General features: G+C 66.2%; 21 protein-coding genes and 3 pseudogenes. 13 read left to right on the top strand and 11 right to left on the bottom strand.

What is annotated here, in order from left to right; all coding sequences use genetic code 11:
• The 4 genes from FND50_RS21960 (at position 1) to FND50_RS21945 (ending at position 6105) form a co-directional block, all read left to right on the top strand.
• On the top strand, positions 1-936 hold the full coding sequence (locus tag FND50_RS21960; RefSeq protein ID WP_144287106.1) for a potassium-transporting ATPase subunit C: 936 nt from the start codon (positions 1-3) through the stop codon (positions 934-936).
• 35 nt (positions 937-971) lie between these two features.
• Positions 972-3527, top strand: a complete 2556-nt coding sequence (locus tag FND50_RS21955; RefSeq protein WP_144287105.1) for a DUF4118 domain-containing protein — start codon at positions 972-974, stop codon at positions 3525-3527.
• A complete protein-coding gene (locus FND50_RS21950; RefSeq protein WP_144287104.1) occupies positions 3524-4192 on the top strand; it encodes a winged helix-turn-helix domain-containing protein in 669 nt (222 codons plus the stop codon). The genes FND50_RS21955 and FND50_RS21950 overlap by 4 nt, the downstream gene beginning before the upstream one ends.
• 509 nt (positions 4193-4701) lie before the next feature.
• A complete protein-coding gene (locus FND50_RS21945) occupies positions 4702-6105 on the top strand; it encodes a wax ester/triacylglycerol synthase family O-acyltransferase (RefSeq protein WP_144287103.1) in 1404 nt (467 codons plus the stop codon).
• A gap of 474 nt (positions 6106-6579) precedes the next feature.
• On the opposite strand, the gene FND50_RS21935 is transcribed toward FND50_RS21945, so the two are convergent.
• Positions 6580-7731 (bottom strand): site-specific integrase, encoded by a 1152-nt coding sequence (locus tag FND50_RS21935; protein WP_260850621.1) that lies wholly within the window; start codon positions 7729-7731, stop codon positions 6580-6582.
• Positions 7732-8358: 627 nt separating this feature from the next.
• Between FND50_RS21935 and FND50_RS21930 the strand changes: the two genes are divergently transcribed.
• On the top strand, positions 8359-8856 hold the full coding sequence (locus FND50_RS21930; RefSeq protein ID WP_144287100.1) for an SRPBCC family protein: 498 nt from the start codon (positions 8359-8361) through the stop codon (positions 8854-8856).
• Positions 8857-9028: 172 nt separating this feature from the next.
• Here FND50_RS21930 and FND50_RS21925 read toward each other — a convergent pair.
• Positions 9029-9231: pseudogene (locus FND50_RS21925) on the bottom strand (cold-shock protein).
• Between the two features lie 535 nt (positions 9232-9766).
• On the opposite strand from FND50_RS21925, the gene FND50_RS21920 reads away from it, so the two are divergent.
• Positions 9767-10144, top strand: a complete 378-nt coding sequence (locus FND50_RS21920; RefSeq protein ID WP_144287098.1) for a MerR family transcriptional regulator — start codon at positions 9767-9769, stop codon at positions 10142-10144.
• Between the two features lie 382 nt (positions 10145-10526).
• On the opposite strand, the gene FND50_RS37065 is transcribed toward FND50_RS21920, so the two are convergent.
• The 4 genes from FND50_RS37065 to FND50_RS21905 form a co-directional block, all read right to left on the bottom strand.
• Complete coding sequence (locus tag FND50_RS37065) at positions 10527-10658, bottom strand: hypothetical protein (RefSeq protein WP_260850618.1); 132 nt, start codon at positions 10656-10658, stop codon at positions 10527-10529.
• 185 nt (positions 10659-10843) lie between these two features.
• Positions 10844-11140 carry a hypothetical protein gene (locus FND50_RS37060; protein ID WP_260850617.1) on the bottom strand — a complete coding sequence of 99 codons (297 nt, stop codon included), beginning with the start codon at positions 11138-11140 and terminating at the stop codon, positions 10844-10846.
• An 89-nt stretch (positions 11141-11229) separates the two neighbouring features.
• Positions 11230-12374 (bottom strand): IS3 family transposase gene (locus tag FND50_RS21910; RefSeq protein ID WP_144289124.1). Its coding sequence is split into 2 segments (ribosomal slippage): positions 11230-12095 and positions 12095-12374, totalling 1146 coding nucleotides; the frame shifts between segments, so codons are not numbered across the junction.
• Between the two features lie 40 nt (positions 12375-12414).
• On the bottom strand, positions 12415-12594 hold the full coding sequence (locus FND50_RS21905; protein WP_144287097.1) for a hypothetical protein: 180 nt from the start codon (positions 12592-12594) through the stop codon (positions 12415-12417).
• 298 nt (positions 12595-12892) lie between these two features.
• Here FND50_RS21905 and FND50_RS21900 point away from each other — a divergent pair, with 298 nt between their 5' ends.
• The 3 genes from FND50_RS21900 to FND50_RS21890 are packed head-to-tail and all read left to right on the top strand — an operon-like array spanning position 12893 to position 16003.
• Complete coding sequence (locus tag FND50_RS21900) at positions 12893-13882, top strand: nitronate monooxygenase family protein (protein WP_144287096.1); 990 nt, start codon at positions 12893-12895, stop codon at positions 13880-13882.
• A 58-nt stretch (positions 13883-13940) separates the two neighbouring features.
• Positions 13941-15317 (top strand): MFS transporter, encoded by a 1377-nt coding sequence (locus FND50_RS21895; RefSeq protein WP_144287095.1) that lies wholly within the window; start codon positions 13941-13943, stop codon positions 15315-15317.
• On the top strand, positions 15314-16003 hold the full coding sequence (locus FND50_RS21890) for a pyridoxamine 5'-phosphate oxidase family protein (RefSeq protein WP_144287094.1): 690 nt from the start codon (positions 15314-15316) through the stop codon (positions 16001-16003). Before FND50_RS21895 ends, FND50_RS21890 begins: the two co-directional genes overlap by 4 nt.
• Here FND50_RS21890 and FND50_RS21885 read toward each other — a convergent pair.
• On the bottom strand, positions 15991-16860 hold the full coding sequence (locus FND50_RS21885; protein ID WP_144287093.1) for a LysR family transcriptional regulator: 870 nt from the start codon (positions 16858-16860) through the stop codon (positions 15991-15993). The genes FND50_RS21890 and FND50_RS21885 overlap by 13 nt on opposite strands.
• Before the next feature lie 130 nt (positions 16861-16990).
• On the opposite strand from FND50_RS21885, the gene FND50_RS21880 reads away from it, so the two are divergent.
• The 3 genes from FND50_RS21880 to FND50_RS21870 are packed head-to-tail and all read left to right on the top strand — an operon-like array spanning position 16991 to position 20156.
• Complete coding sequence (locus tag FND50_RS21880) at positions 16991-18019, top strand: nitronate monooxygenase (protein WP_144287092.1); 1029 nt, start codon at positions 16991-16993, stop codon at positions 18017-18019.
• 5 nt (positions 18020-18024) lie between these two features.
• Entirely contained in the window at positions 18025-18924 is a 900-nt protein-coding gene (locus FND50_RS21875; protein WP_144287091.1) for a LysR substrate-binding domain-containing protein, read from the top strand.
• A gap of 41 nt (positions 18925-18965) precedes the next feature.
• A complete protein-coding gene (locus FND50_RS21870; protein ID WP_144287090.1) occupies positions 18966-20156 on the top strand; it encodes a YbfB/YjiJ family MFS transporter in 1191 nt (396 codons plus the stop codon).
• A 516-nt stretch (positions 20157-20672) separates the two neighbouring features.
• Here the strand turns inward: FND50_RS21870 and FND50_RS37055 are convergent.
• Positions 20673-20804: a hypothetical protein gene (locus tag FND50_RS37055; protein WP_260850616.1), complete on the bottom strand. Its 132-nt coding sequence runs from the start codon at positions 20802-20804 to the stop codon at positions 20673-20675.
• Positions 20805-21141: 337 nt separating this feature from the next.
• Here FND50_RS37055 and FND50_RS21855 point away from each other — a divergent pair, with 337 nt between their 5' ends.
• Positions 21142-22548, top strand: coding sequence for a DUF2252 domain-containing protein (locus FND50_RS21855; RefSeq protein ID WP_144287088.1), 1407 nt, complete (start codon positions 21142-21144; stop codon positions 22546-22548).
• A 107-nt stretch (positions 22549-22655) separates the two neighbouring features.
• Here the strand turns inward: FND50_RS21855 and FND50_RS21850 are convergent.
• The 3 genes and pseudogenes from FND50_RS21850 to FND50_RS37625 all read right to left on the bottom strand — a co-directional run.
• Positions 22656-22787 (bottom strand): annotated as a pseudogene (locus tag FND50_RS21850) (transposase); the annotation flags it as partial.
• Between the two features lie 16 nt (positions 22788-22803).
• On the bottom strand, positions 22804-23403 hold the full coding sequence (locus tag FND50_RS37630) for a transposase (RefSeq protein WP_313905277.1): 600 nt from the start codon (positions 23401-23403) through the stop codon (positions 22804-22806).
• A gap of 61 nt (positions 23404-23464) precedes the next feature.
• Positions 23465-23848 (bottom strand): annotated as a pseudogene (locus FND50_RS37625) (transposase); the annotation flags it as partial.
• Positions 23849-24330: the final 482 nt, after the last annotated feature.

Here is a 24330-nt window from a genome sequence, read left to right as displayed (position 1 = left end):
ATGCGCATTTCCAGTTGGATTCGGCAGCACCTGGCGGCGGTGCGGGCCCTGCTCGTGCTGACCGTGATCACCGGCATCGCGTACCCGCTCGCGGTCTGGGCGGTGGCCTCGGGCCCGAGCCTGCACGAGAAGGCCGAGGGGTCGATCGTCGAGGTGAACGGGCAGGCCGTCGGCAGCACGCTGATCGGTCAACTGTTCACCGACGCCGATGGCAATCCCCTCGCGCAGTACTTCCAGAGCCGGCCGTCCGCGGCGGGCGATGGCTACGACCCGACGTCGACGAGCGCGAGCAACCTCGGCCCGGAGAGCATCCAGGACACCCCGGCCGACCCCGCACTGATCGGGGCCGGAATGGACTCCACCGATGCGGGTTTCAAGGCGAGCCTGCTCACCACGGTGTGCTCGCGAAGCCGATCCGTCGGACAGCTCGAGGGGGTCGACGGGTCCCGCCCGTTCTGCACCCCCGGCGGTGTCGGCGCGGTGTTGTCGGTGATCGGCCCGCGGGATTCGCTCGGCAACGTGGTGAATCCGATCCGGGTGGTCAGCGTCAACGAACCGTGCTCGAGCGACCCCGCCGCTCCGGTCACCCCGTTCCTCGGGGCGTATGAGGGTGTGCAGGTGGAGTGTGCCGAATTCGGCGAGGACTATGCGATCGGCCAGATCGTCCCGATCCGCGGAGACGCCCCGGCGGCCCCGGCCGTCCCGGCGGACGCCGTCACCGCCAGCGGCAGTGGCCTGGACCCGCACATCTCGCCGGCCTACGCGGACCTACAGGCCGCCCGCGTGGCCAATGCCCGCGCAATCCCCGTCGACCAGGTCCGCGCACTGATCGCCGACAACCAGGACGGGCGCACGCTGGGCTTCCTCGGTGAACCGCGGGTCAACGTCCTCGAGCTCAACATCGCGCTCGACCAGAAGTACCCGGTCAGGGGCTGAGCGGACCCGTGACTCGTGGCGGACAAGGAGGCGCCATGAGGGGCACATTGCGCATCTACCTCGGCGCCGCACCCGGGGTCGGCAAGACCTACGCCATGCTCGGTGAGGCGCGGCGCCGGCGCGAGCGCGGCACCGACCTGGTCGTCGGCTATGTCGACTGCCATGGCCGGCCCCGCACCGTGGAGATGCTCGACGACCTCGAGGTCGTCCCCAGCAAAACCATGACCTACCGCGGCACGACGTTCACCGAGATGGACACCGACGCGGTGATCGCGCGCGCACCGCGGGTGGCTCTCGTCGACGAGCTCGCTCACACCAACATTCCGGGCTCACAGCACGAAAAGCGTTGGCAGGACATCGAGGATCTCCTCGATGCCGGCATCGATGTCATCTCCACGGTCAACATCCAGCACCTCGAGTCGCTCAACGACGTCGTCGAACAGATCACCGGCATACCGCAACGCGAGACGGTCCCCGACGAGGTCGTCCGCCGCGCCGACCAGGTCGAGCTGGTCGACATGACCCCCGAAGCCTTGCGGCGCCGGATGGCCCACGGCAACGTCTATCCGCCGGAGACGGTCGGCGCCGCACTCGGCAACTACTTCCGGGTCGGAAACCTCACCGCCCTGCGAGAACTGGCGATGCTCTGGCTGGCCGACAAGGTCGACGACCAACTCGACCGCTACCGGGCCGACCACCACATCACCGGCACCTGGGAAGCGCGCGAACGCGTCGTCGTCGGACTGACCGGCGGCCCCGAAGGGGAGACCCTCATCCGCCGGGCGGCACGGATCGCGGACCGGTCCAAGGGCGCCGACCTGTTCGCCGTTCATATCACTCCCAGTGACGGTCTCGCCGGCGCCAGCCCCGCCCACCTGGCCCGGCAACGGGCACTGGTGGAGAGTCTCGGCGGCACCTTTCATCACGTGGTGGGCGATAACGTCCCCGGCGCCCTGCTCGAGTTCGCCCGCGGGATCAACGCCACCCAGCTCGTGATGGGCGCGTCCCGAAGAGGCCGGCTCGCGCAAATCTTCTCCCGCGGGGTCGGGGTGGAGGTGACCGCACTGTCGGGCAGCATCGACGTGCACATGGTCACCCACGAGGCCACCAAACAGGGCCGGGCCGCGCGCCTGTCGGCGTTGACCCGGCGGCGCCGGCCAGCGGGGTTCGTGATCGCCCTCGCCGGAATGCCGCTGCTGTCGATCGCGCTCGCGAATCTGCGGGGGCAACTGTCGTTGCCGAGCGACATCCTGATCTTCCTGATCGGGGTCGTCGGGGTCGCATTGGCCGGAGGACTGTGGCCGGCGTTGGTGGCCGCGTTGCTCGGCTCCGCGCTACTGAACTACTACTTCACCCCACCGCTGTACACCTTCACCATCGCCGAGGCCCAGAACGTCCTCGCCCTGCTCGTCTTCGTTCTCATCGCGATCGCCGTCAGCACCGTGGTCGACCTCGCCGCCCGCCGCACCCGTGAAGCGGCGCAGGCCAGTGCGAACGCCGCCGTGCTGGCCAACCTGTCGGGCAGCGTGCTGCGCGGAGAGAAGGCACTACCGGTGATCCTGGAACGACTACGCGAAACCTACGCACTCGACACCGTCACCCTGCTCGAGCGCCCACCGGACACCCCGTTGACTCCCGGACGGCAACAAGAACCGGAACGCTGGCGGGTGGCCGATACGGTCGGCGGCGAGCCGTGCACGAGCCCCGACGACGGCGACATGGCCGTCGCCGTCCACGACGACCTCACGCTCGTGCTGTGCGGCCGAACGCTCCCGGCCGCAGACCGGCAGGTTCTCGAGGCCTTCGCCGCCCAGGCCGCGGTGGCGCTGCGCCAGCAACGACTCGAGGACGAGGCCGAGCAGGTCCGTCCCCTCGCCGAGGCCGACCGGATGCGCACCGCCCTGCTCGGCGCCGTCAGCCACGACCTGCGCACCCCGCTCGCCGGGGCCGCGGCGGCGGTGGAGAGCCTGCGCAGCCCCGAGGTGGCCTGGTCCGATCAGGATCGGGGCGGACTGCTCGACATCGCCGCCACCTCGCTGCAACGGCTTGATCGGTTGGTCACCAACCTGCTCGACATGAACCGCCTGCAGGCCGGCGCGCTCGGCATCGCGACCCAGTCGACCGCGCTCGACGAGGTCGTCCCGCTCGCCCTCGATGCCGTCGGACCGGGCGCCGACATCGTGGAACTGCAGATCCCCGACGATGTCCCCGACGTGCTCGCCGACCCGGCTCTACTCGAGCGGGTGCTGGTCAACCTGATCGCCAACGCCCTGCGCCACACCCCGCCGGGCAGGGGTGTTCTGGTCGCGGCGAGCGCGCACGGATCCCTGGTCGAAATACGGGTCGTCGACCGGGGCCCCGGAATACCCGAAGGCAAGCGTGATCTCGTCTTCCAACCGTTCCAACGGCTTGGCGACACCGCCAACGGCAGCGGGATCGGACTCGGGCTGGCCCTGGCCTTGGGCCTCGCCGAGGCCATGGGCGGCACCATCGTGCCCGACGACACCCCCGGCGGCGGCGTCACGATGATCGTCACCCTGCCCGCGGCCGAGACAACCACCGCCGCAGTCGATCTGGAAGATCCCGCATGAGCCGTATTCTGGTGGTGGGGGTCGAGCCGCAGCTGCGCCGGGCCCTCAGTCTCACCCTCCAGGCGCAGCACTACGACGTGCGCACCGCACCCGACCCCACGCAGGCATTCACCGAGGCCGCTGTGTGGCAACCCGACCTGGTGGTCCTCGACCTCGACCTTCCCGACCTCGGCGTCATCGAGGGAGTGCACGGCTGGAGCCACAGGCCGATCATCGTCCTGTCGGCGCAGGCCGAACCGCACGAGGAGGTCGCCGTTCTCGACGCCGGCGCCGACGACTACATCGCCAAACCCTTCGGCATCGACGAATTCCTTGCCCGCGTCCGCGCCGTCATCCGGCGCACCCCCGACAGCGGCAGGCCGTCCATCATCGCGGTCGGCGACCTCCGGGTCGACCTCGCCCGCAAAACCGTCACCGATCCCAGAGGCGAGATGGTCCACCTCACCCCGATCGAATGGGCAATCCTCGAACCGCTGCTGCGCAGCCCTCGGACACTCATCGAGCGAAGACAACTCCTGACCGCGGTGTGGGGGCCCGGTCACGCCACCGACACCCACTACCTGCGGATCTACCTGGCCTCGCTCCGCCACAAGCTCGAACCGAACCCGTCCCGGCCCCGTCACCTCATCACCGAACCCGGCATGGGCTACCGCTTCGAACCATGATCGGTCGCGGGTACCGACCCGTGTGGATCAAGGATGGTCGGGTTCTGCGTATGGATATCGCAAGAATCCGTTCGGCCTCTCGCCAACACCGGTGTGCGGGGAGCACTCTGGTCTTTGCCCGGCTCGCCGATGATTTGTGGACAGAAGGACATTTGGATGATGTGCTGCTCGAACTGGTGCCTCTCGGCTCCGTCCCTGCGGTATCGGGGTTGTGCGGCTCCTCGACAGGCGCCCACACCCAGTAGTCCCGCACACCCAGCCGATTGAACCGCAGCGCACGCCGCCTCGGTGGTCCCCACGGCAAGCGCCGAAGCCCCGGGCTCCTGCGGTTCACGGTCGCACCCGCTCACGTGACACCGCGCGGCCACGAGAGATCGCCTGACTGCTAATCGAGACGATCGGGAGCAGCACTCTCGACAACGGTGAATGAGACCCGCGCCGCTGCCCACAGTTTTCCCCGACGGATTCCTTTGGTCCGCCCATTGCTCGAGGTTCGAAAGGCCATCGTCATGTTGTTTCCCATGTCGCCGCTGGACTCGATGTTTCTGCTCGGCGAGTCGCGTGAGCACCCGATGCACGTCGGTGGTGTGCAGATCTTCCAGCCGCCGGAGGGGGCCGACGCCCGGGACGTGCGGGCGCTGTTCGATACTGCGCTGACCGACGGCGATCGGGATGTGGCCCCGATGCTGGGGAAACGGGCCCGGCGATCGTGGACGTCGTTGGGGCAGTGGGGTTGGGAAGTGGACGCCCGCCTCGATCTCGGGCATCACGTCCGTCACGACGCCCTGCCCGAGCCCGGAGGTGAGGCACAATTGTGGGCGCTGTGCTCGCGCCTGCATTCCGCCCTGCTCGATCGCAGCCGCCCGTTGTGGGAGACCCACTTGATCGAGGGACTGCGCGACGGTCGCTACGCGATGTACACCAAGATCCACCACGCCGTAGCGGGCGGGGTCAGCGCGATGAACATGTTGCGCCGCACCCTCAGCGAGGACCCCGACGAGCGCGATATGCGCGCACCGTGGCAGCCCCCGCACCCACGGCCACCGGCCCCGGCAACCGGCATCGTCGGCGCGGCAGGCGTGATCGATCTGCCGAGGGCGGCGGTCCGCGCCGCCGACAGCGCGGTCGGCGAAGTCGTCGGACTCGTCCCCGCCTTGGCCGGCACTCTCGGCCGAGCGGTGCACGAGCAGGGCGGACCGCTCTCACTGACCGCCCCCAGAACCATGTTCAACGAACCAATTTCGGGTGCTCGCCAGTTCGCGGCCCGGTCCTGGCCGCTCGAACGGCTGCGCCTGGTCGCCAAGGCGGCCGATGCCACCATCAACGATGTGGTGCTCGCCATGTCCGCGGGGGCGCTGCGCAGCTACCTGCACTGGAACGGCGCGCTGCCCGCGCAGCCGTTGATCGCGATGGTCCCGGTCTCGCTACACGACGAACACCAAGGAGCCAACGGCGGCAACGGTGTCGGGGTGCTGATGTGCAATCTCGGCACCCACCTGCCCGACCCGGCGGCCCGACTGAACACAGTGCGCACCTGCATGCGCGAAGGAAAACAAGCCTTGGCCGCGATGAGCACGGCCCAGATCCTGGCGATGAGCGCACTCGGGGCGGGCCCGGCCGGGGCGAGCATGCTGTTCGGGCACAACCGGAGGCTACGTCCACCGTTCAACCTGATCATCTCCAACGTCCCCGGGCCACGCAGAGCCCTGTACTGGAACGGTGCGCGCCTCGACGCGGTGTACCCGCTCTCGATCCCCGTCGACGGGCAGGGACTCAACATCACCTGCACCAGCAACGACGACATCATCTCCTTCGGGATCACCGGATGCCGACGCACCGTGCCGCATCTGCACACGCTGACCGCCCACCTCGGCCACGAGCTCGACGCACTCGAACACGCAGTGGGTCTCTGACCACACGGGACCTGCCCCGCCACCCCGACGAGCCGTTCCGGCCCTGTCGGCGGGGGTCCTCGCATCCAGTGCACTGATGACGTGACGAGTGCACCTCCGGTGCAACAAGATTCATACGATACGAAGACAAGGAACACATGAACTCATCGAGGACACCGGCCATCCCGGCCCGCGGACCCGCGGCGCGCACGGAGACGATGAGCACCGAGGAGATCAAGGCCCGTCTCGAGGCGATGTTCGCGCCTGACTACACCCAACCCGGCGCAGTGACCGGGTGCGGCGAACCCCAGTCGGGTGACCCGTCGATTTCCTCGCTAGGCCTCGAGCAGGAGGTCGTCAACCATGGACTGGATCTTCTTCCCACGAATTCGCGGCCGCGGAGATCGAGAATCGCCCGAGACACTGAGGTTGTTTCGGGCACCGCCTCAACTGCGGACCGGCGGCCTGGCGGGCACGCTGCGAAAGTGTCGCCGGTTATCTCCCCGGCATGCCGAGGCTGATAGGTCCGGCCGGTGCCGCCGCGCGTGCCGCTCGGTCGAGTCCGGCCAGCTTGGTCGCGGCCGCGTCGAGGCTGGTCTGCAGTCCCTGGACCTCGCCTCGCCATCCGTTGCCGCGGGCTTCGTCGATACGTTCGCGCAGATTGGCGATTATCTCAACCAGGCGTCCGCGAGCGCGTTGATCGACGCGCAGCATTGGGCATCGAATACATGCGTGCTCATGGCTGCACGGCGACCCATACGGGCGGCCACAGTCGCCGAGTTCGAGCTTGCGGTTCTGGAAGTGCTGCTGGAATTCGGTCCATTCGGCGTCGGTCGGTTCGCGGTATTCCTCGGCGGGTCTGCTGCTGCGACGGGCATCGAGGTAGGTGCGGTACGCGTGGATCAGGTCGTCTTGGAAAACGGCATGATAGGCCTGCGTTGTGGTGATGCTGGCATGGCCGAGCAACTTCGCCGCGATGTGGATCGGCAGACCGCTGGCGATCGACTCGGTGACGAACATTCGGCGGAAGTCGTGAGGTGTTGCGTAAATCTGATCCCCAGCCGCGTTGCGGATTTGCGCGAGGCTCGACGCGTCGCGCAGGAGTATGCCGAGCAGGCCGGGGCTGATCACTACCCGTCGATGGTCGCGAGCTCGCTGGAACAGGAATGGCAGTGGTGCTGTCCAGATTCGTTCGTGCGAGTCGAACCGCGGCACGAGCGGAATGGTTCCGTTGTTGTTGTGGCGCAGACGCGCGATTACCGTGGCAAGCACATTGGCGAGTTCCGGGCTCACCAGTAGCAGTCGCTCCTGGTTGCTCTTGGACGGGACAATCTGTAATAGCGGCACGACTTCACCGGTGTCCGGAATCCGGTGGCTCACCAAGGCAAGGTGAGTGAGTTCGAGCAGTTCCTCGGACCGAATACCGGTGTGACGTAGCGTCTCGATGACGGCCCACAGCCAGAAGGCATCGTCCTCCTCGTAGGTGAGGTCTCGACGCGCTGACGCGAGCTCCTCGGCCAGCTTTTGCAACTCATCGGAGTGGAACCTTTCCTCCACGGTGGCGGCCAGCCGGTCCAGCCGGGCCCGTTCGTCGAGCAGTCGGCGGTGAGGGCGTCGACCACGCCGCCGATCTGTCTCCCGACGCACATGCTCAGGCGTACCCGGAAGGCGTTGCAGGCTAGGGCCGATGACTCAACCCTCTATCTGGAGAACGGGCGCCCCGCGGATCCGACCGGAGACGTCCCGCTCAGCGATCCGATTTCGGGACAGGTTCCGACTGCCTCGGTCTAGCGCCATGCGCCAACCTCGCCCGGTGACGGTTCGGTGATCGAAACCTGAGAAGCAACGATATGGTTCGGTGTGCCCGTAATTGCTAGCCGGCGTCGCACTCAATCAACGCCGCCTCGCATCGTCTACGAAGCTCTCACCAACCCGGACCGCGACCCGGTTCGTCCGTGGCTGATCCTGCACAACGACGAACAACGTCCATGATCGCAGAAGCTGTCGAATCGAAACCTTGTCGTCTGGACATCGATCTGGCCCGTGGCGACCGGATGCACGGATCCGCTTCGACATAGGCCCACGACACGGCAGCACCACCCTGTACTGGACATTGGTCGTCGATGAACCGGTCCCGGACGGGGAGACGATCGTCCGCATGCGCAAGCGAGTGAACGAACTCATCAACGCGAACCTGCGATTCACGTTCGGTCAGTAGTCGCCTCCGATCAAGGATCCATCACTGGCCGCTGCCGCCTACGTTAGGCTCGCGTGATGGCCACACCTATCACAGTCGAGCAGTCGCGGGCGATCCCGATCGCGCGCCAGCAAGCCTTCGATGTGACGCTGCCGATCCCTCTGACCGCGATCTTCTCCCGCCGCTACGCCCTGCTGCCGCCCATCAAGCAGGTCCGCGGGCAGGACGGGATCTGGAGCCGGGTCGGACAGTCGCGCACAGTGGTCACCACGGACGGCGGAACGATGCGCGAGCTGCTGACGGACGTCGATGCGCCTCACTCGTTCAGTTACCGGCTCAGCGACATTACCGGCCCAATGCGGCCACTGGTCGACAGCATCGACGGAACCTGGGAGTTCGTCCCGCACGGGACCGGGACGATGATCACCTGGCGATGGACCCTGCACTCGAAGGCCCTTGGGGCACTTGTCATGCCGCTGATCACCTCGATGTGGCGTGGCTACGCACGACAGGCACTGGAGCTGCTGTCCGCGCAACTTCTCATGCCAGAGTCCACCGAGCACACATCGGACTGACGCATTCGTGACGTCGTCACTGGTGGGCAGGTGTGAGCCTGAACCTTCCAGCTGACCCGGGCGGCACACCCTCAGTCGCAGAGGTTCAGTCCGTGGATCGCTGACCGGTCGGCAGTACTCATCCGGCTATCGAATGAGGACCGCACCCGGCGGGTGCGGTCCCGCAGACTAGTTAGACAGCCCGCACATTCGTGGCCTGCGGGCCCTTCTGTCCCTGGCCCACCTCGAACTCCCACGCTGATTCTCATCGAGCGACGTGAGACCGCTGCCCATGATTTCCGAGTAATGCACGAAGACGTCCGGAGTTCCGTCGTCGGGCGCGGTGAAACCGAAGCCCTTCTCGCCGTGGAACCACTTCGCAATGCCCTGCGCCATGCCGATACTCCCTGAATATCGATCCGGTACTCACATCTGATTCCCGATCTCGATACCAGTGATCCTGCCACCCAGACGACGGATCGGGGCGACCACACCTGATCTGAGGAAGCGGACATCTCGACACCTACTGCGACTGCCGACTTCGCCGTACGTCATCGATCAAGGAGAGCCGGTCCGTCGAGCGAGCGGCCGCCGACGTGGACAGAAAAGTCGGCTGCCGGGTGTGAAATCCCCGGTCAACCGCTCCAGGATTTCTGTAGTGGTGACTGTAGACATTGAGGGGTCGCTGTTGTAGAGTTCCTCTCGTCGCAAGGAAAGAGTTCACGAGGTGCGGGAGAGAATGAACTGCCCGCAGAGAAGTACCGCAAGACCAGGATGTGCCGGGTAAGGGTTGATGTGAGTGTGTAAGGCCCCGGGCACGTCCGGCGGCGGCCGGGCAGCACGAAGGCCCGACAGCCGGAAGAAGTGCAGTGAACAAGGAAGTGAAACCGCTCCGGCCCCCGGTGCCTCATGGCGCCGGGGGCCCTGTCCGTTGAAAGGTGTCACCCCCATTCAGAAAGATTCGCCCGGCCGTGACCCGGCCGGGAAGTTCGACGACGAGGACTACCCGGCCTACAGCATGGGTCACGCCGCCGAGATCCTCGGCGTGACACAGGCATTCCTGCGCAGCCTCGACGCCGCGAAGCTGCTCACCCCCGGGCGCTCGGAGGGCGGTCACCGCCGCTACTCCCGATACCAGCTCCGTCTCGCCGCCCGAGCCCGCGAACTGATCGACCAGGGCACCGCACTCGATTCCGCGTGCCGCATCATCATCCTGGAAGACCAACTCGCCGAGGCTCGACGCATCAACGCTGAACTCCAGCACACTCGCCGCCCCAAGTCCGATCAGCCCGGCCCCGCATCCGGCTGAAACACCGCAGCCCCTTCGGAACACCAGTCGGAAGCCGCCTATCCGCTCGGCGATCACCTCGGGCCGTTGCGACGTCACCCCGGGGCGGTATCCATCATCTATGTGTACGAGCCGGATCAGGACGTCACCGGCGTGCCGTAACCGGAAGTAGGCGGTCATCGCGTGATTTGTGAGTGTGTGTCGTAGCGGTTTCGCAAGGGGAATCACTGTCGGGATCGGTGCCGATGCCTGGAACTGACTCACGCGTGACTTGGCCACCCCGGGTGTGCCGTGCGAAGGACCCGTCGTTCCGGGCGTCGGCACCGGTCCGCCTGCTGCCCTGATCAGAAGCCTGTCCGTGCCGAAGGGCACGCTGCGCGCCGGATCCGGGGACTGTGGCCGATCATCGAGTCCACCCCGTCACCACCAGTTGCTGACCTATGAGATCATCGCCCACGCGCTTCAACGGGATCTGTCCGCTGTGCCGGGTGCGCGCCTTCGGGTCGGTGTTGTCGGCGTCGCCGGCGGTAGCCATGATCCGGGTGCCATCGGGATGGTAACGACGACAGTTCGTTCGAGTGTGCGGACGCCGTTGATCTCGTACCAGGTGTCCAGCGAATCGAGCACCGTGCCGTCCGGGCGGGTGCCACGTCGATCCAGCGCTCCTGCCACGCACGGCAGGATGGAGCGGTCCCAGGCCCGGACATCGACGGTCAAGGTTCAGACGTGCCCGTCTCGGACCAGCGAGCCGCGGGCGTTGGTCGACCCGCTGAACAGGTCCGCGTCCCCCTCCTGCGGGAAGTTGGAGGGGTCGTACTCGGCGATCGGCTCGAACTGAAGGGACTGGCTTGGACTGGCGAAAGCCAACTCCGTCGAGTTCGGTAGCGCGTCGACAGCGGCCTGCGTCATCGCCGCCGCCTTCGCCATCGAGAACCACGGATACTTCGGATTGTCGTACTCGCCCGACCCGACGGTGGCGAAGTTGACGCGTTCTGGGTCCGAGGGCGGCTCGACCACATTGCACCCCGGAATCTGAGCCGGGTACGGCGCGGGCTCGAAAACGTAGGGACTGCCCCCACCCTGGTCGACACACGGGGTGTGCAGTTTCAGGCCGCGTGTGCGGTCTGATGGAGCGTCTCATATTCGACGGGTGTCAGTCGACCGAGACCGCGTTGCCGGCGCCGCCGGTGGTAGGTCGTCTCGATCCACCCGACGATCGCCAACCGTAGTTCCTCACGGCTGCTCCAGCGGCGACGGTCGAGGACATTGCGTTGCAGCAACGCGAAGAACGATTCCATCGCCGCATTGTCACCACATGCCCCCACCTTCCCCATGGAAGCTTGTAAACCATTGCAGGACAACAATTCTACGAACAATCCGGAACGAAATTGGCTGCCGCGATCGGAATGTACGACGGTGCCGTCCGGGTTGCGGAGCGCGATAGCATTTCGCAGCGCCGAACACGCCAGGTCCGCGGTCATCCGGTCCGCGATCGAATAGCCGACGATCCGGGTGGAGAAGCAGTCCTTGATCGCGCAGAGGTAGAGCTTGCCCTCATCGGTCCAGTGCTCGGTGATGTCGGTCAGCCACAGCCGGTCGGGCTGCTGGGCGCTGAACTGCCGCCTGACGAGGTCGTCATGGACCGGTGGCCCGGATCGGCGATGAAGTCCTCGCTTCTTCGCGAACACCGAGAAGATTCGCTGCAGCGAACACAGTCGGTGGACGCGGTTCTCGCCGGCGACGATGCCGTGGGTGGGTAGTTCGTCGGCGATGAACCGGTATCCGAATTCCGGATCTGCGGCGTGGATATCAAGTGCGGCGTTGATCAGATGGGCATCGTCCCAGTCCCGTCGGGACACGGGATCGGTGTTCCACTTGTAGAACGCTTGCCGGGAGAATCCCAGCACCCGGCAGGTCACCGCGACGGCGATACCGTCGGCGGCAAGGTCGCGGACCAGCGGGAACATCATTTTGGGTTGACATCCCTCGATAGGTAGGCCACCGCCCGACGCATCACCTCCGCCTCCTGTTCGAGCAGCCGGATACGTTTGCGGGCCTCGCGGAGCTCGTCGGATTCGTCCCGTGCGAGGCCGGGTCGGGTGCCGTCCTCGATGTCGGCCTTGCGCAGCCAGTTCTTCAGACAGGTCTCGGAGATCCCGAAATCCTTCGCGATCTGCTCCAGCGGGGCTTCGCGTTTGCGGGCCACGGCGACGACGTCGCGGCGGAACTCCTCCGGGTACGGCTTCGGCATGTCGATCATCCTTCCACCGTGAGGGCGAATCCCTCACAGGTCAGGTGTCAACCAGAGCCGGGGCAGTCCCGTAGGAGTACTCGCGGTCGGTGGTGGGCTCACCGGTCCCAGGGTCGTTCAGCAGGCCGGCCACCACGGTTCCGGCGGCGATGGTCGAGAGGATGACGACCACGTCGAACCATGTGCTGTCGCGCCATCTCCGGGCACCGTCCTCGACCATGATCGCTCCCTCGGCAAGTCGATGCTCACGGTAACCCAGATCGACCTGTCCCGTATCGAAGTGCGGGAGCTCGGCCCTTCGGTTGCTCGAGTGGTCCGTGGTCTAGTGCATTGCAGGACAGAGAATTTCACGAGTCCGCACGGTCGCGCGAGCGTTCTGTTCTGGAGAACGCAGGTATCGGTACAAACTGTTGGACCGCTGTTCGGCCGGGTTCTAGCGTTGTCGCAAAGCCGTCCGGTGTGACGTGCAGCACGTGGGACACACTGCGACACGTCGGAAATTTGTGGAGGAGCCCAGCATGAGCCTGCAGAACCGTCTGACCGAGAAATTCGGAATCGAACACCCCATCGTCCTTGCACCGATGGATTACGTCTCCGATTGGAGATTGGCTTCTGCCGTGGCCGAGGCAGGTGGGCTGGGATTGATCGGCGGCGGATACGGCGACGAGTCCTGGTTGCACGATCAGTTCGACCGTGCGACGACCGAGGCGGTCGGCTGTGGCTTCATCACTTGGTCCATGGCGCAGCAGCCGCAGCTCCTCGAGAAGGCGATCGGCTACCGGCCGGCGGCCATCTTCCTCTCTTTCAGCGACCCGGCACCGCATGCGCCTGCGATTCGTGCCGCGGGAATCCCGCTGATCTGCCAGGTGCACAATCTCGAACAAGCGCGCCGCGCGGTGGCGGTAGGTGCGAACGTCATCGCTGCCCAAGGGGGAGAGGCGGGCGGTCATGGAACAGGAACCCGATCGACGTTCACCCTGGTGCCGGAGATCGCCGACTTTCTCGCGCGGGAGGCCCCGGAGGTAATGCTGCTGGCAGCCGGTGGAATCGGCGACGGCCGAGGCCTGGCAGCCGCGCTCGCCCTCGGAGCGGACGGTGCCCTCGTCGGGACCAGGTTCTGGGCGGCCGAGGAGGCGGCAATTCCCCGCGCGGCCCAGCACCGTGCCTTACGGGCGAGTGGGGACGACACGATCAGACAGAGCGCCTTCGACATCGTGCGTGAGAAGCCCTGGCCGACTCGATACACGGGCCGAGTCCTGCACAACGACTTCATCCGCCGATGGCACGGCGACGAGTCCGGCCTCCGGGGCGTGCTTCAGGAGAAGCAGGAGCAATTCCGGGCAGCAGTGAAGGCCGAGGACTACGACGTCGCGAATCTGATCGTCGGTGAGGTCGTCGGACAGATCGATCGTGTCGACACCGTCGCGTCGATCATCGATGACATGGTCGACACCGCCGCCGCCATCCTGGGCCGCACGTCCCACGACTTGGCGGCGATCGGCTCCTAACGCCCATCGGTGCGACCTCGCCAACCCTCACCCCGCGCGTCCCGGAGAAGGATTCCCCATGACCACCAGCCAGTCCGTTTCACCACCCGCTCTCGCGAGCGGTGTCGCGAAGAGCAGCCTTCGCAAGATCATCACCGCGTCGAGTGTCGGAACGTTGATCGAATGGTACGACTTCTACATCTACGGCAGTCTCGCAGTCGTATTCTCCGGGATGTTCTTTCCCGAAGGAAACGGAACCGCAGCACTTCTCGTCACGATTGCCGCCTTCGGCACGGGTTTCGTCGTACGCCCCATCGGCGCCATGGTGTTCGGCAGAATGGGGGACCGCGTCGGACGTAAGAAGACGTTCATGACGACGTTGCTCATCATGGGCGGCGCCACCACGATGCTCGGACTGATGCCCACCTATGACCACATCGGGATTCTGGCGCCGATAATGCTGGTGACGTTGCGGCTGCTGCAGGGTCTCGCGATCGGCGGAGAGTACGGGGGCGCAGTCGTCTACATCGCGGAGAATTCGCCGGCGAGGAAACGTGGAGCCCTCACCAGTGTTCTCCAGACGACCGCGACCGGTGGCCTCCTCCTGTCGATCGGCGTCATCGTGCTCTGCCGGGTCGGCCTGGGCGAGCAGGCATTCAGTGTGTGGGGCTGGCGGATTCCGTTCCTCCTGTCCGCGGTCCTGGTGTTGTTCTCGCTGAAGATCCGCATGAAGATGCACGAATCGCCGGTGTTCGAGGAGATGCGACGGAGCGGAAACCTTTCGCGTTCACCGATCAAGGATGCGGTTGCGCACAAGCCGGCCTTCGCGTTGCTGCTCGTCGTGCTCTTCGGAGTCACGGCCGGGCTGGGAGTTGCCTGGTACACCAGCCAGTTCTACACGCTGTACTTCCTGCAGACGATCTTGAAGATCGACTTCCTCACCGCGAATGTCTCGGTCGGAATCGCCCTGGTCATCGCGACACCGTTCTTCGTCGTCTTCGGCAAGATGTCCGACAGGTATGGACGGACTCGGATCATCCTGTGCGGCTTGGTACTTTCGGCAGTCGGCTACCTCCCGCTGTTCCAGTGGGTCCGGGACGCCGCGGTCGAGGGCCACCACATCCAAATGATCGTGCCGCTGACGATTCAGGTCATCTTCGTCACCATGGTCTACGGGCCCACCGCGGCATTCCTGTCCGAATTGTTCCCACCACAGATCCGCTACACCGGACTGTCGCTGGCGTACCACATCGGGACCGGCGTGTTCGGTGGCTTCACCCCTCTGGTGGCGCTCTCGCTCAACTCCGCGACCGGGAACGTGCTCGCCGGGCTGGTCTACCCCATCGCGGTAACCACGGTCACCGCAGTGGTGTTCGTGCTGACGTTGCGGCGCGGCGTGGACAGCCCGATAGTCCAGAGGGCGTGGAAGCAGATCGATTCCGAGTACTCGTCATGAGACACCCGACCCGGTACGGCGCGATCGCGTTCACTGCTCCGGTGGCCGAGCGGCAGAACGCGACGGGGAGCATCAACTGGTACGGGCGCATGCGGGCGCAGGAGGACGACCCAGGCCTGCCCGACGAACTGGACACCCGCGTCACTGCCCTGATCCGAGCCACCGATTCGTTCTTCATCGCGACTGTGACACCCTCGGGGTGGCCCTATATCCAACACCGAGGCGGCCCGCCCGGATTCGTGCACGTGCCGGACCCGACGACGATTGCGCTGGCGGACTACTCGGGAAATCAGCAGTTCGTCACGGTCGGCAATCTCGACGAGAACGACCGAGTGGCTCTCTTCTTCATCGACTACCCCACCCGTACCAGAGTCAAAGTCTACGGTCGAGCCGAGGTCGTCGAGCGTGCCGACGATCCGGATCTCATCGCCCGGCTCCTCACCACACCCGGCGGGTCAGGTAAGGCCGGATGCGATCGCGCGTTCGTCATCCACGTCGAGGCCCTCGACCGGAACTGCACGAAGAACATCCCGCCGAAGTACGGCGAGGCGCGGATGCGGGAGTCGCTCACGTTGGCCCGCAAGGGTCTACAGGAAGAAATCGAACGACTGCGATCCCGCAATGCAGAACTGGAGCGGGAAGTCGCGCGGCTTCGCCGGCACACCGACGACGGTCAGTCGCGTTGACCGACCGTGGCACTGCCGGGTGGTGGAGAGTGCCGGATCGCGGCGTCCCGCAGTACTCGCAGCAGCGGCGTCGCGCGGTTGCGGCGGTACACGAACCTCACGACCGCGGGCGGCGCACCGACCAGCGGGATGAACTGGACGTTCCGATGGGTTACCCGCCTGCGGGCCACTTCGGGAACCGTGCCGACACCCCGATCGGCGGCGATCAACTCGAGCCAGTCGTCGAAGTTCGAACACGTCACCACCGGGCCGTCGTGGTTCGGCCACAGATCTTCGGATGTGGTGCCGCTGACGGTATTGATGACCAGGGGAAGCGTTCCGAACTCGGCCCAGTCGATCGATTCTCGGGTCGCGAGAGGCGACGCAGTCGAAACCGCCGCAATCCGCTGCTCCTCGAACAGTGGATGTTGTACGAACTCGTCGCCGGGAACATCCCGGCGGACGATGGCGGCGTCCACGGTGGCGTTGTTCAGTGCGGCGATGGGGTCGTCGTAGCGTCGCGGAACGACGGTGGCGCGGGAATTCTTCTCGACGTCGTCGATCACCTGCTGCGCCCACGGATCGGGCAGGAGCCAACTGAAGCCGAGGACGAGGGATCGGTTGGTGTACAGCGCAACCGCGGAATCGAGATCGCCGAGGATGACGCGCACCTTCTCGACGAACCCGGCACCGTCCTCGGTGAGGGCAAGTGCCCGCGAGGTCCGGTCGAACAATCGCACGCCGAGTGAGGTCTCGAGCTGCTGCACCGTTCGGGTGAGCGCCGGCTGGGTGATGTGGAGAGCGTTCGCCGCGGCGGTGAACGAGCCTGCCTCGGCGATCGCAACGGCCGCCCGCAGATGCCGCAGTTCGATGGACATAACTCCCAAGCATAGATCCGGCCGAAGAGGCATTTCCGCTCCGCACTGCGGCGGTGCAGTATCAGGAGCGGAAAGGGTGAAGCGGACGTGAACCCGGTCCGCCACGCACACATCGACCGAAAGGATCCTGGTGTTCGATCTCGAGGACGGCCTCCGAATTCCCATCATCGGGGCGCCCATGGCAGGAGGACCGAGCACCCCCGAGCTCGTTGCCGCGGTCTCGTCCGCCGGTGGCCTCGGTTTCCTCGCGGCCGGGTACAAGACCGTCGACGCGGTTCGGCGTGAGGTCGACGCGGTCCGCGCGCTGACGAGCGCACCGTTCGGACTCAATATTTTCGTCCCGGGCCGCCCCTTGGCCGACCGTGCAGCGGTGGAGGCCTACCGAGCGCGACTGCAGCCACTCGCCGAACACTGGCAGGTGTCGCTGCCGGAGGTCGTCGACTTCGACGACGACGCATTCGGCGCCAAGGTCGACCTCGCGGTCGAGCTTGCCGTTCCCGTGGTGTCGTTCACCTTCGGTCTTCCACCGCGGGACGTCGTCGATCGGTTACACGACGCCGGCAGCGCCGTGGTGGCCACGGTGTCCGATGTCGACGAGGCGTGCTCGGCCGCAGGGGTGGGCGTCGACGCGGTCGGTCTACAAGGAGTCGACGCGGGCGGGCACCGAGCGACGCTCGACCCCGACGCCGAGCCGGACCCACGTTCGACGAGGGAGTTGGTCGAGGCGGCCCACTCGGCAATCGACCTTCCCATCATCGCGGCGGGTGGGATCGCGACCGCAGCAGACGTCGCGGCGGCACTCGCGGCCGGCGCCACCGCCGTCCAGATCGGTACCGCTCTCCTCGACGCCGACGAGGCAGGGACCAAACCCGCGCACCGGGCCGCGTTGCACGACGCCCGCTTCACCGACACCGTCGTCACCCGCGCGTTCTCCGGTCGACCCGCGCGTGGCCTGGTCAACGACTTCATCACCGACTTCGATGCTCACGCGGTGGCGGCATATCCACAGGTACACCTGCTGACCAGTGGGCTGCGGGCCGCAGCAGGCGCCGCCGGCGACCCGCACGGCCTCGCCCTCTGGGCCGGCACCGGCTATCGCAGTGCTCGTTCGGCCCCCGCAGGGGAGATCGTTCGGAACCTGTGGAGTGAAACGCGGTAATTCTCATGGACATCGGCGATCTGAACTTCTTCCTGGCCGTGGCCCGCGCCGGCGGAATCTCCCGGGCATCGAAGGAACTACTGACGGTTCAGTCGAACATCAGCTCACGGATCCGCGCGCTCGAAGACGAACTCGGTGTGGAACTGTTCCGCCGCCATGCCCGTGGGGTGACCCTGACGAACTCCGGCGAACGTCTGCTGCCCTATGCCGAACAGATCACTCAGCTCGTGCGGGAAGTGACGCAGGTCGTCAGCGACGATCACGAGCCGGGTGGACGACTGGCGATCGGCTCCATGGAGACCACCGCCGGGTTGCGGCTCCCCGGGGTGCTGGCCGCCTTCAGCGACGAGTGCCCCCGAGTCGACTTCACCCTGGCGACCGACACCACCGACGCGCTGACCACCCAGGTGATCGAGCATCGACTCGACGGCGCGTTCGTCTGCGGCCCGGTACGGCATCCGGACCTGGTAGCCGAGCAGGTCTTCATCGAGCAACTCGTGCTGGTGAGCGGTGTTCGCGTGGCCGATCTGGACTCCGTAATGACCGATTGCCGGCGGCACAAGGTTCTCGTCCTCCGGGCCGGCTGCGCCTACCGGGCCCGCCTGGAACGGCTCTTCGAGCAGCACGGAGTGCCGAGCCCGGACGTCCTCGAGTTCGGAACTCTCGAGGGCATCCTCGGGTGTGCGGCCGCGGGGATGGGCGTGACCCTGCTGCCGCTGGGCGTGGTGACCACTTCGCCGTTGGCGGCGGCGTTGAAGGTGCATCACCTCGCGCCGGCCGACTCGCGCGCGGACACCCTGTTCATCCGCCGTAACGATTCCACCATGACCCCTGCGATGTCGCGTTTCCTGTTCCACACCCACGAGTCCAGCCGCCCGGCTTCCCTGAAATCCGTGGCTCGCTAGCGGAACCTACGCGCCGACCGAATGTTGTTGAAAGAGAACGCATGAACGCAGTAGACAGCACCGACGAGCTGACCGCATTCCGCACGCCGACATCGCCGTGGATCACGGTCGGCCAGGTCGGGGCCGCATTGGCGGCGAGCATGGGCATCGGACGGTTCGTCTACACACCTGTTCTCCCTCTGATGGAGGCCCAGGCAGGATTGACACCGTCGGCGGGCGCCGCTCTGGCGACGGCAAACTATCTGGGATACCTCGTCGGCGCGCTGGCCGGAATCGTCCTACCCGGCTTGATGCGCTCGGCGGCAGCCATGCGTGTCTCGATGCTGATCCTGACCACCACGCTGGCGCTCATGCCGGTGACATCGAACGAAACCGCCTGGGCCGTACTGCGTTGTGTTGCGGGTGCCACCAGCGCGATGGTCTTCGTCATCGCGGTCAGTGCCATGCACTCCAACCTGAGTGGGCACGCGGCATACCTGTCGGGTTGGGCGTTCGGCGGAATCGGAGCAGGTATTGCCCTGTCCGGGCTCGTCGTCCTCATCTTGCGGTCGGTGAGCACGTGGAGCTCCGTGTGGTGGGCGGCGGCACTGCTGACCCTGATCTGCACCCTCGCGGCGTGGACTCTCACACCGGAACGAGCTCCGACGGCGCCGACGGCCGAGCGCAGAAGATCGCACAAGCAGGGGCACCGCCGGTTCGGTGCGCTCTTCGTCAGCTATTCCCTCGAGGGCGTCGGGTACATCATCGCCGGCACGTTTCTCGTGGCAGCGATCGACCACACCGCCGGCAGCTTCGCCGGCAGTGGCGCCTGGGTACTCGTCGGACTGGCGGCGCTACCGTCCGGTCCACTCTGGGTGTTGCTCGGCAGACGATGGTCTCGCCCGATCCTGCTGGTGATCGCACTCGTCATTCAGGCCGCCGGCATCGCGTTGCCCGCGGTGGCAGGCGGCTTCTGGCCCGCCCTGGTCTCCGCCTTCCTGTTCGGGGGAACATTCCTCGGCATCAGTCAGATGTCGCTGACGATCGGCGCTCACCTCCAGTTCCCACGCGCGGTCGCGATCCTGACGACCGGATACAGCCTCGGTCAGATCGCGGGCCCGCTCATCGTCACACCACTGCTTTCCGATGGCTATCACCTGGCATTGCTCGTCGCTTCGGGCATCGTTCTGGCGGCAGCACTCGCCGCGGCGGTACCGACCGCCCGGTTTCGTCAGCGAGCCACGGTCGAATGAGGAGGGGTAGTCGAAAAGCAGGTATGCGCACGCGTACGTCGGCCGATGTGGTCACGACGAGTCGCGGCCATGCTGGCTTCACGTCGCCGGCGCCGCGGCACGGTCGAGAGCACACGGAGATCGTCATGGTGAGTCAACACAGAGGTCGAAGATTTCAACCACTTCACGCAATTCGCGCGAGCGTAGGCGGCGCGGGCTGTCTCGCCAGCCTCGTCATCGGCGCCATGGCGCTGACAATTCTCGCGTTCCCGGCACCCGGCGTGCAGGCTGCAACGGTCACGTCCCAGAGCCGGTACACCGCGGGGGAGTGGACCCACCCCGCATGCGTCCACTCACATCGGGTCTGTCGAAACGAGTCGGAGCCACAGCCATAGGCGAGTGGTCGGATCGTCGAAAGCGATATGGAACTCCTCGGTGAGGCGGGTGATCCGCTACCAATGGTATTGCCGTGGACATGCATTCGGTCGGCCGCTGTGGGCACGTTCGCGTTCGAATCGAAGTACGCACGCAGAGTGATCAGAAAGTCGGTGTGGTGGGTGGCGTCGTACGCCGGATCGCATCGATGGCGTCGGACTTGTCGAGATGCTCGTCGGCTGTGTACTTGCCGATGTCGAGTAGGTTGAGCTCGGTCCAATAGTTTTCGAACACAGCCGCTGCCGGGAGCTGGGGAGTCGGATTGTCTCGCGTGACCGACTGTTGACGCATCAGGTACTGCAATGTGCGGCCTCGGTCCGGGATCGAGGTAGCTCCCTGATCTGCTCGGCGATGCCGCCCACCGCGGCGACATGGTCGAGCGGATCGACAGACCGGGTGGACGGCTAGCGACCGTTCGCCGCGAGTGTGAGGTACCCGTCGATATGCTGCACGCATCCTTACTGCACACAGCGAAGAGACGGTGATCGAGTTGTCTGATGCGCAACGTGGCCAACCCGGACAAGCCGCACGCCGTGATGGACGGCCCGATCCTCGACGTCGGCGCGCAACCGTGGACGCGCACATCGTGTTGCCGACCATCGACGGGCAGTCGTTCGCGTCGTTGCGCCGCCGGGCCACGCCGAGGGCGGAGCGGTACGCGATCGGCAAACGCCTGCGCAAGCAGGTACCGCGGTCCGCGCTCGGTGAGTGGCGCGCACCGGACGATCGCCCCGATGTGGTGGATCAGATCGGTGTGTCGCACCAGGGTCGGGTGGAATCGCTCATACCGGTCAGGGTCGGGCGGATGGCGGCTTCGCCGTACGGTTTTCTGCGCGGCACCGCGATCGTGATGGCCCAGGACCTCGCCGGGATGCCGGTGACCGGAATCCAGCCGGTGATCTGCGGGGATGCGCATCTGGGCAACTTCGGATTCTACGCGTCGCCGGAGCGTGACCTGGTGCTGGATCTGAACGACTTCGACGAGGCGCATCCCGGCGGCTGGGAATGGGACCTGCGCCGCTTGACTGCGAGCATCTGGGTGGCGGGCCGGCAGAACTCGGCGACCGAGGGGCAGTGCGAGAGTGCGGTGCAGTCCTGCGTCGCCACCTATCGCGAGCATGTGCGCTGGCTCGCGGAACAACCATTGCTGGCGCGCTCGTTCGAGCGACTCGACCTCGACCGGCTGCAGACGACGGCGTCGGACGAGTCGCTGCGCCACGAGATCACCCGCGCCGCGGAGCGGGCTCGGCGCCGCGTCAGCGACCGGGCGCTGCCTCGATTCACCGAGCAGGACGAAACCGGCCGGCGCATCGTGGAGGAGCCGCCGCTGATCACCCGGGTGTCCGAGGCGGAGGCCGAGCAAATCGCCGCCGGGCTCGACGAATACCTCACCACGCTGCCCAGCCACTGGGCACGACTGCTCAGTGGCTACACCGTCGTCGACGTCGCGCACAAAGTGGTCGGCGTGGGCAGCGTCGGACTGCGTGCCTACGTCGTGCTGTGCGAAGGGAGCAGTGCCGACGACGTGGTGTTCCTGCAGCTCAAGCAGGCGCGTCGTTCCGTCGTGGCGCGCTTCGTACACGGCGAGTCCGCCTGGCACGACCACCAGGGCCGGCGCGTGGTCGAGTACCAGCAGGCCCTGCAGACCGTCAGCGATCCGTTGCTCGGCTGGACCACGGTGGAGGGCCGGCAGTACTACGTGCGGCAGTTCCGGAACATGAAGGGCGCGATCCCGATCGACCACCTCAGCGCGGCAGCGCTGACCGACTACGCCGGCATCTGCGGGCGCCTGCTCGCGAAGGGCCACGCGCGGACCAGTGGTGCGTCGATGATCGGCGGCTACGTCGGAAAGTCGGACACGCTCGACGTCGCACTGAGCCGGTTCGCGCACGCCTATGCGGATCAGACCGAACGCGACCACGCGACTTTGGTCGACGCGGTGAAGCGGGGGAAGTTGCCGTGTGAGCCGCTGACGTGAATCGGTGTGTAGTTGTCGTCCGGTTTCGCGGCGGCCGCACTGGTCGCCCGCCCGTCGCGGCAGTTTCGTGGCGGACGGGTCAGTCGTCCTACTTCGGCTCGAGCTTGGCGATGCAATGAGGTTATGCCGAGGGAATCGCCGAGTTTTTCCATCAGGCGGGTGGAGACGCGGAACAGGTGGCAGGTGGCCACGACCGAGGTCAGCGCCCTCTCGGCGCGTTTGCGGCGCTGCAGCAACCAGATGCTCCTATGTTCGTCAAGTGGCGTGCGCGGCCTCGAAATCTGCGCGGATGGCGTGGTAGATCTCGCGGACGACGAATCGTTTCAAGCAACGCATGATGTCGCTTTTGCTCAGCCCCTGGGCGGTTCGGCGTGCCACGTAGGCGCGGGTGGGTTGATGGCGGCGCATCCGTGTTACGACGACCATGTAGAGCGCGGTGTTGGCGGCGCGGTCTCCGCCGCGGTTGAGTCGGTGTCTGTCGGTCCGTCCGGAACTGGCCGGAATCGGTGCCGCGGCACACAGATGCGCGAACGCAGCCTCGCTGCGAAGCCGTTCGGGATTGTCTCCCGCGGTGACCAGCATCTGCCCGGCCACCTCGGCACCGACACCGAACACCGCCGCTGTTCGGGGTGCGACCGCGGTGGTCAGCGGGGCAAGGCGGCGGTCTGCTGCTTGGATCTCGTCCTGTAACGCGATGATCCGGCGAGCGATTGCGCGCAGTGCCGCTTTGGTGGCGGTTGTCGGATCGTCGATCCGGTCGTCGTCGATGCGGAACGCCGCACAGCGATCGACCAGTTGCTGTCCGCGTAGCTCTGTCAGTGCAGCACGCAGCCCCGCCGACGCGCTGACGATCACCCCGTAGCTGGCTGAATGCCGCAGTTCGCGCCTTGATCGCGCCTCTGCGCGCCACGCGCAGCGCACGGATAGCTTCGACCGGACCGGATCGGGTCTTCGGAATTCCGGCGGCCTCGCCGGACAGTGCGGCTCGGGCGGCGGCCAACGCATCGAGCGGGTCGGACTTGCCCTTGCGGCGACGCGCACGGCGATCGGGCCGATCTACCTCCACAATCTGCATGTTCGCCTCGGCCATCGCACGGGCCAGACCCGCGCCGTAGGACCCGGTTCCCTCGATGCCGACCTTGGCCACATCACCGAGCTGCCCGAACCATGAAATCAACTTGCGGTAGCCAGCCGGGGTCGCGGGAAACTCGCGGTCGCCCAACACCCTGCCGGTGCCATCGATTGCGGCCGCGTGGTGCGTCCGTCCGTAAGTGTCAACACCGCCGTAGACCTTTCGCATCTGTTTCGCCATCCTGAACGTGCCGTCCTTTCTCGCGTTGAACGTGGCGGCACGCACCGGCTGGACAGGCGGACAAGACAGTGATGGGGCCTTCGGCACAGGCTCCTATAAGGTCACGATGCCCCTCCGGTTGCGTGCAGACGCGAGTTGGTGGTCCTCGCCGACGGATCTGGTTGAAGACACAATGGTCAGTCAGGGAATGGGTCAGACGCGGACAACCAACTCGCACCCGTCATTCTCACTGTCCGGGAAGTACGAGCCGGTCCGCAGCTTGAGATGGCGACGTCGAGAGTGCCGGCGCGGGTGGGGGTACCGCCCTGCACGTATGAGCGCGTCGATGAATGTGGACAGCAGGCTCCGCAGCAGGTTTGGACTGGCGTCGGTGAGGCGGTCCGGCAGGAACTGGTGCGGTCGATGTCGTGGGCAGTGGTCATCTCGTGGTCCTCATCGAATGACTTTGGTCGGTCTCTCGAAGAGTCACG

Source organism: Rhodococcus sp. WB9 (assembly GCF_007558985.1).
In the GTDB taxonomy this organism is placed as follows: domain Bacteria; phylum Actinomycetota; class Actinomycetes; order Mycobacteriales; family Mycobacteriaceae; genus Rhodococcus_F; species Rhodococcus_F opacus.
Note: the sequence above shows the minus strand (reverse complement) of the source record. Positions and strands in the feature narration are given on the sequence as shown.

What these genes read in the sequence shown, in the direction of transcription:
- FND50_RS21960 (WP_144287106.1), top strand. Translation starts at nt 1, where the DNA reads ATGCGCATTTCCAGTTGGATTCGGCAGCACCTGGCGGCGGTGCGGGCC.
- FND50_RS21955 (WP_144287105.1), top strand. Translation starts at nt 972, where the DNA reads ATGAGGGGCACATTGCGCATCTACCTCGGCGCCGCACCCGGGGTCGGC.
- FND50_RS21950 (WP_144287104.1), top strand. Translation starts at nt 3,524, where the DNA reads ATGAGCCGTATTCTGGTGGTGGGGGTCGAGCCGCAGCTGCGCCGGGCC.
- FND50_RS21945 (WP_144287103.1), top strand. Translation starts at nt 4,702, where the DNA reads ATGTTGTTTCCCATGTCGCCGCTGGACTCGATGTTTCTGCTCGGCGAG.
- FND50_RS21930 (WP_144287100.1), top strand. Translation starts at nt 8,359, where the DNA reads ATGGCCACACCTATCACAGTCGAGCAGTCGCGGGCGATCCCGATCGCG.
- FND50_RS37065 (WP_260850618.1), bottom strand. Translation starts at nt 10,658, where the DNA reads ATGGCTACCGCCGGCGACGCCGACAACACCGACCCGAAGGCGCGCACC.
- FND50_RS21905 (WP_144287097.1), bottom strand. Translation starts at nt 12,594, where the DNA reads ATGGTCGAGGACGGTGCCCGGAGATGGCGCGACAGCACATGGTTCGAC.
- FND50_RS21900 (WP_144287096.1), top strand. Translation starts at nt 12,893, where the DNA reads ATGAGCCTGCAGAACCGTCTGACCGAGAAATTCGGAATCGAACACCCC.
- FND50_RS21895 (WP_144287095.1), top strand. Translation starts at nt 13,941, where the DNA reads ATGACCACCAGCCAGTCCGTTTCACCACCCGCTCTCGCGAGCGGTGTC.
- FND50_RS21890 (WP_144287094.1), top strand. Translation starts at nt 15,314, where the DNA reads ATGAGACACCCGACCCGGTACGGCGCGATCGCGTTCACTGCTCCGGTG.
- FND50_RS21885 (WP_144287093.1), bottom strand. Translation starts at nt 16,860, where the DNA reads ATGTCCATCGAACTGCGGCATCTGCGGGCGGCCGTTGCGATCGCCGAG.
- FND50_RS21875 (WP_144287091.1), top strand. Translation starts at nt 18,025, where the DNA reads ATGGACATCGGCGATCTGAACTTCTTCCTGGCCGTGGCCCGCGCCGGC.
- FND50_RS21870 (WP_144287090.1), top strand. Translation starts at nt 18,966, where the DNA reads ATGAACGCAGTAGACAGCACCGACGAGCTGACCGCATTCCGCACGCCG.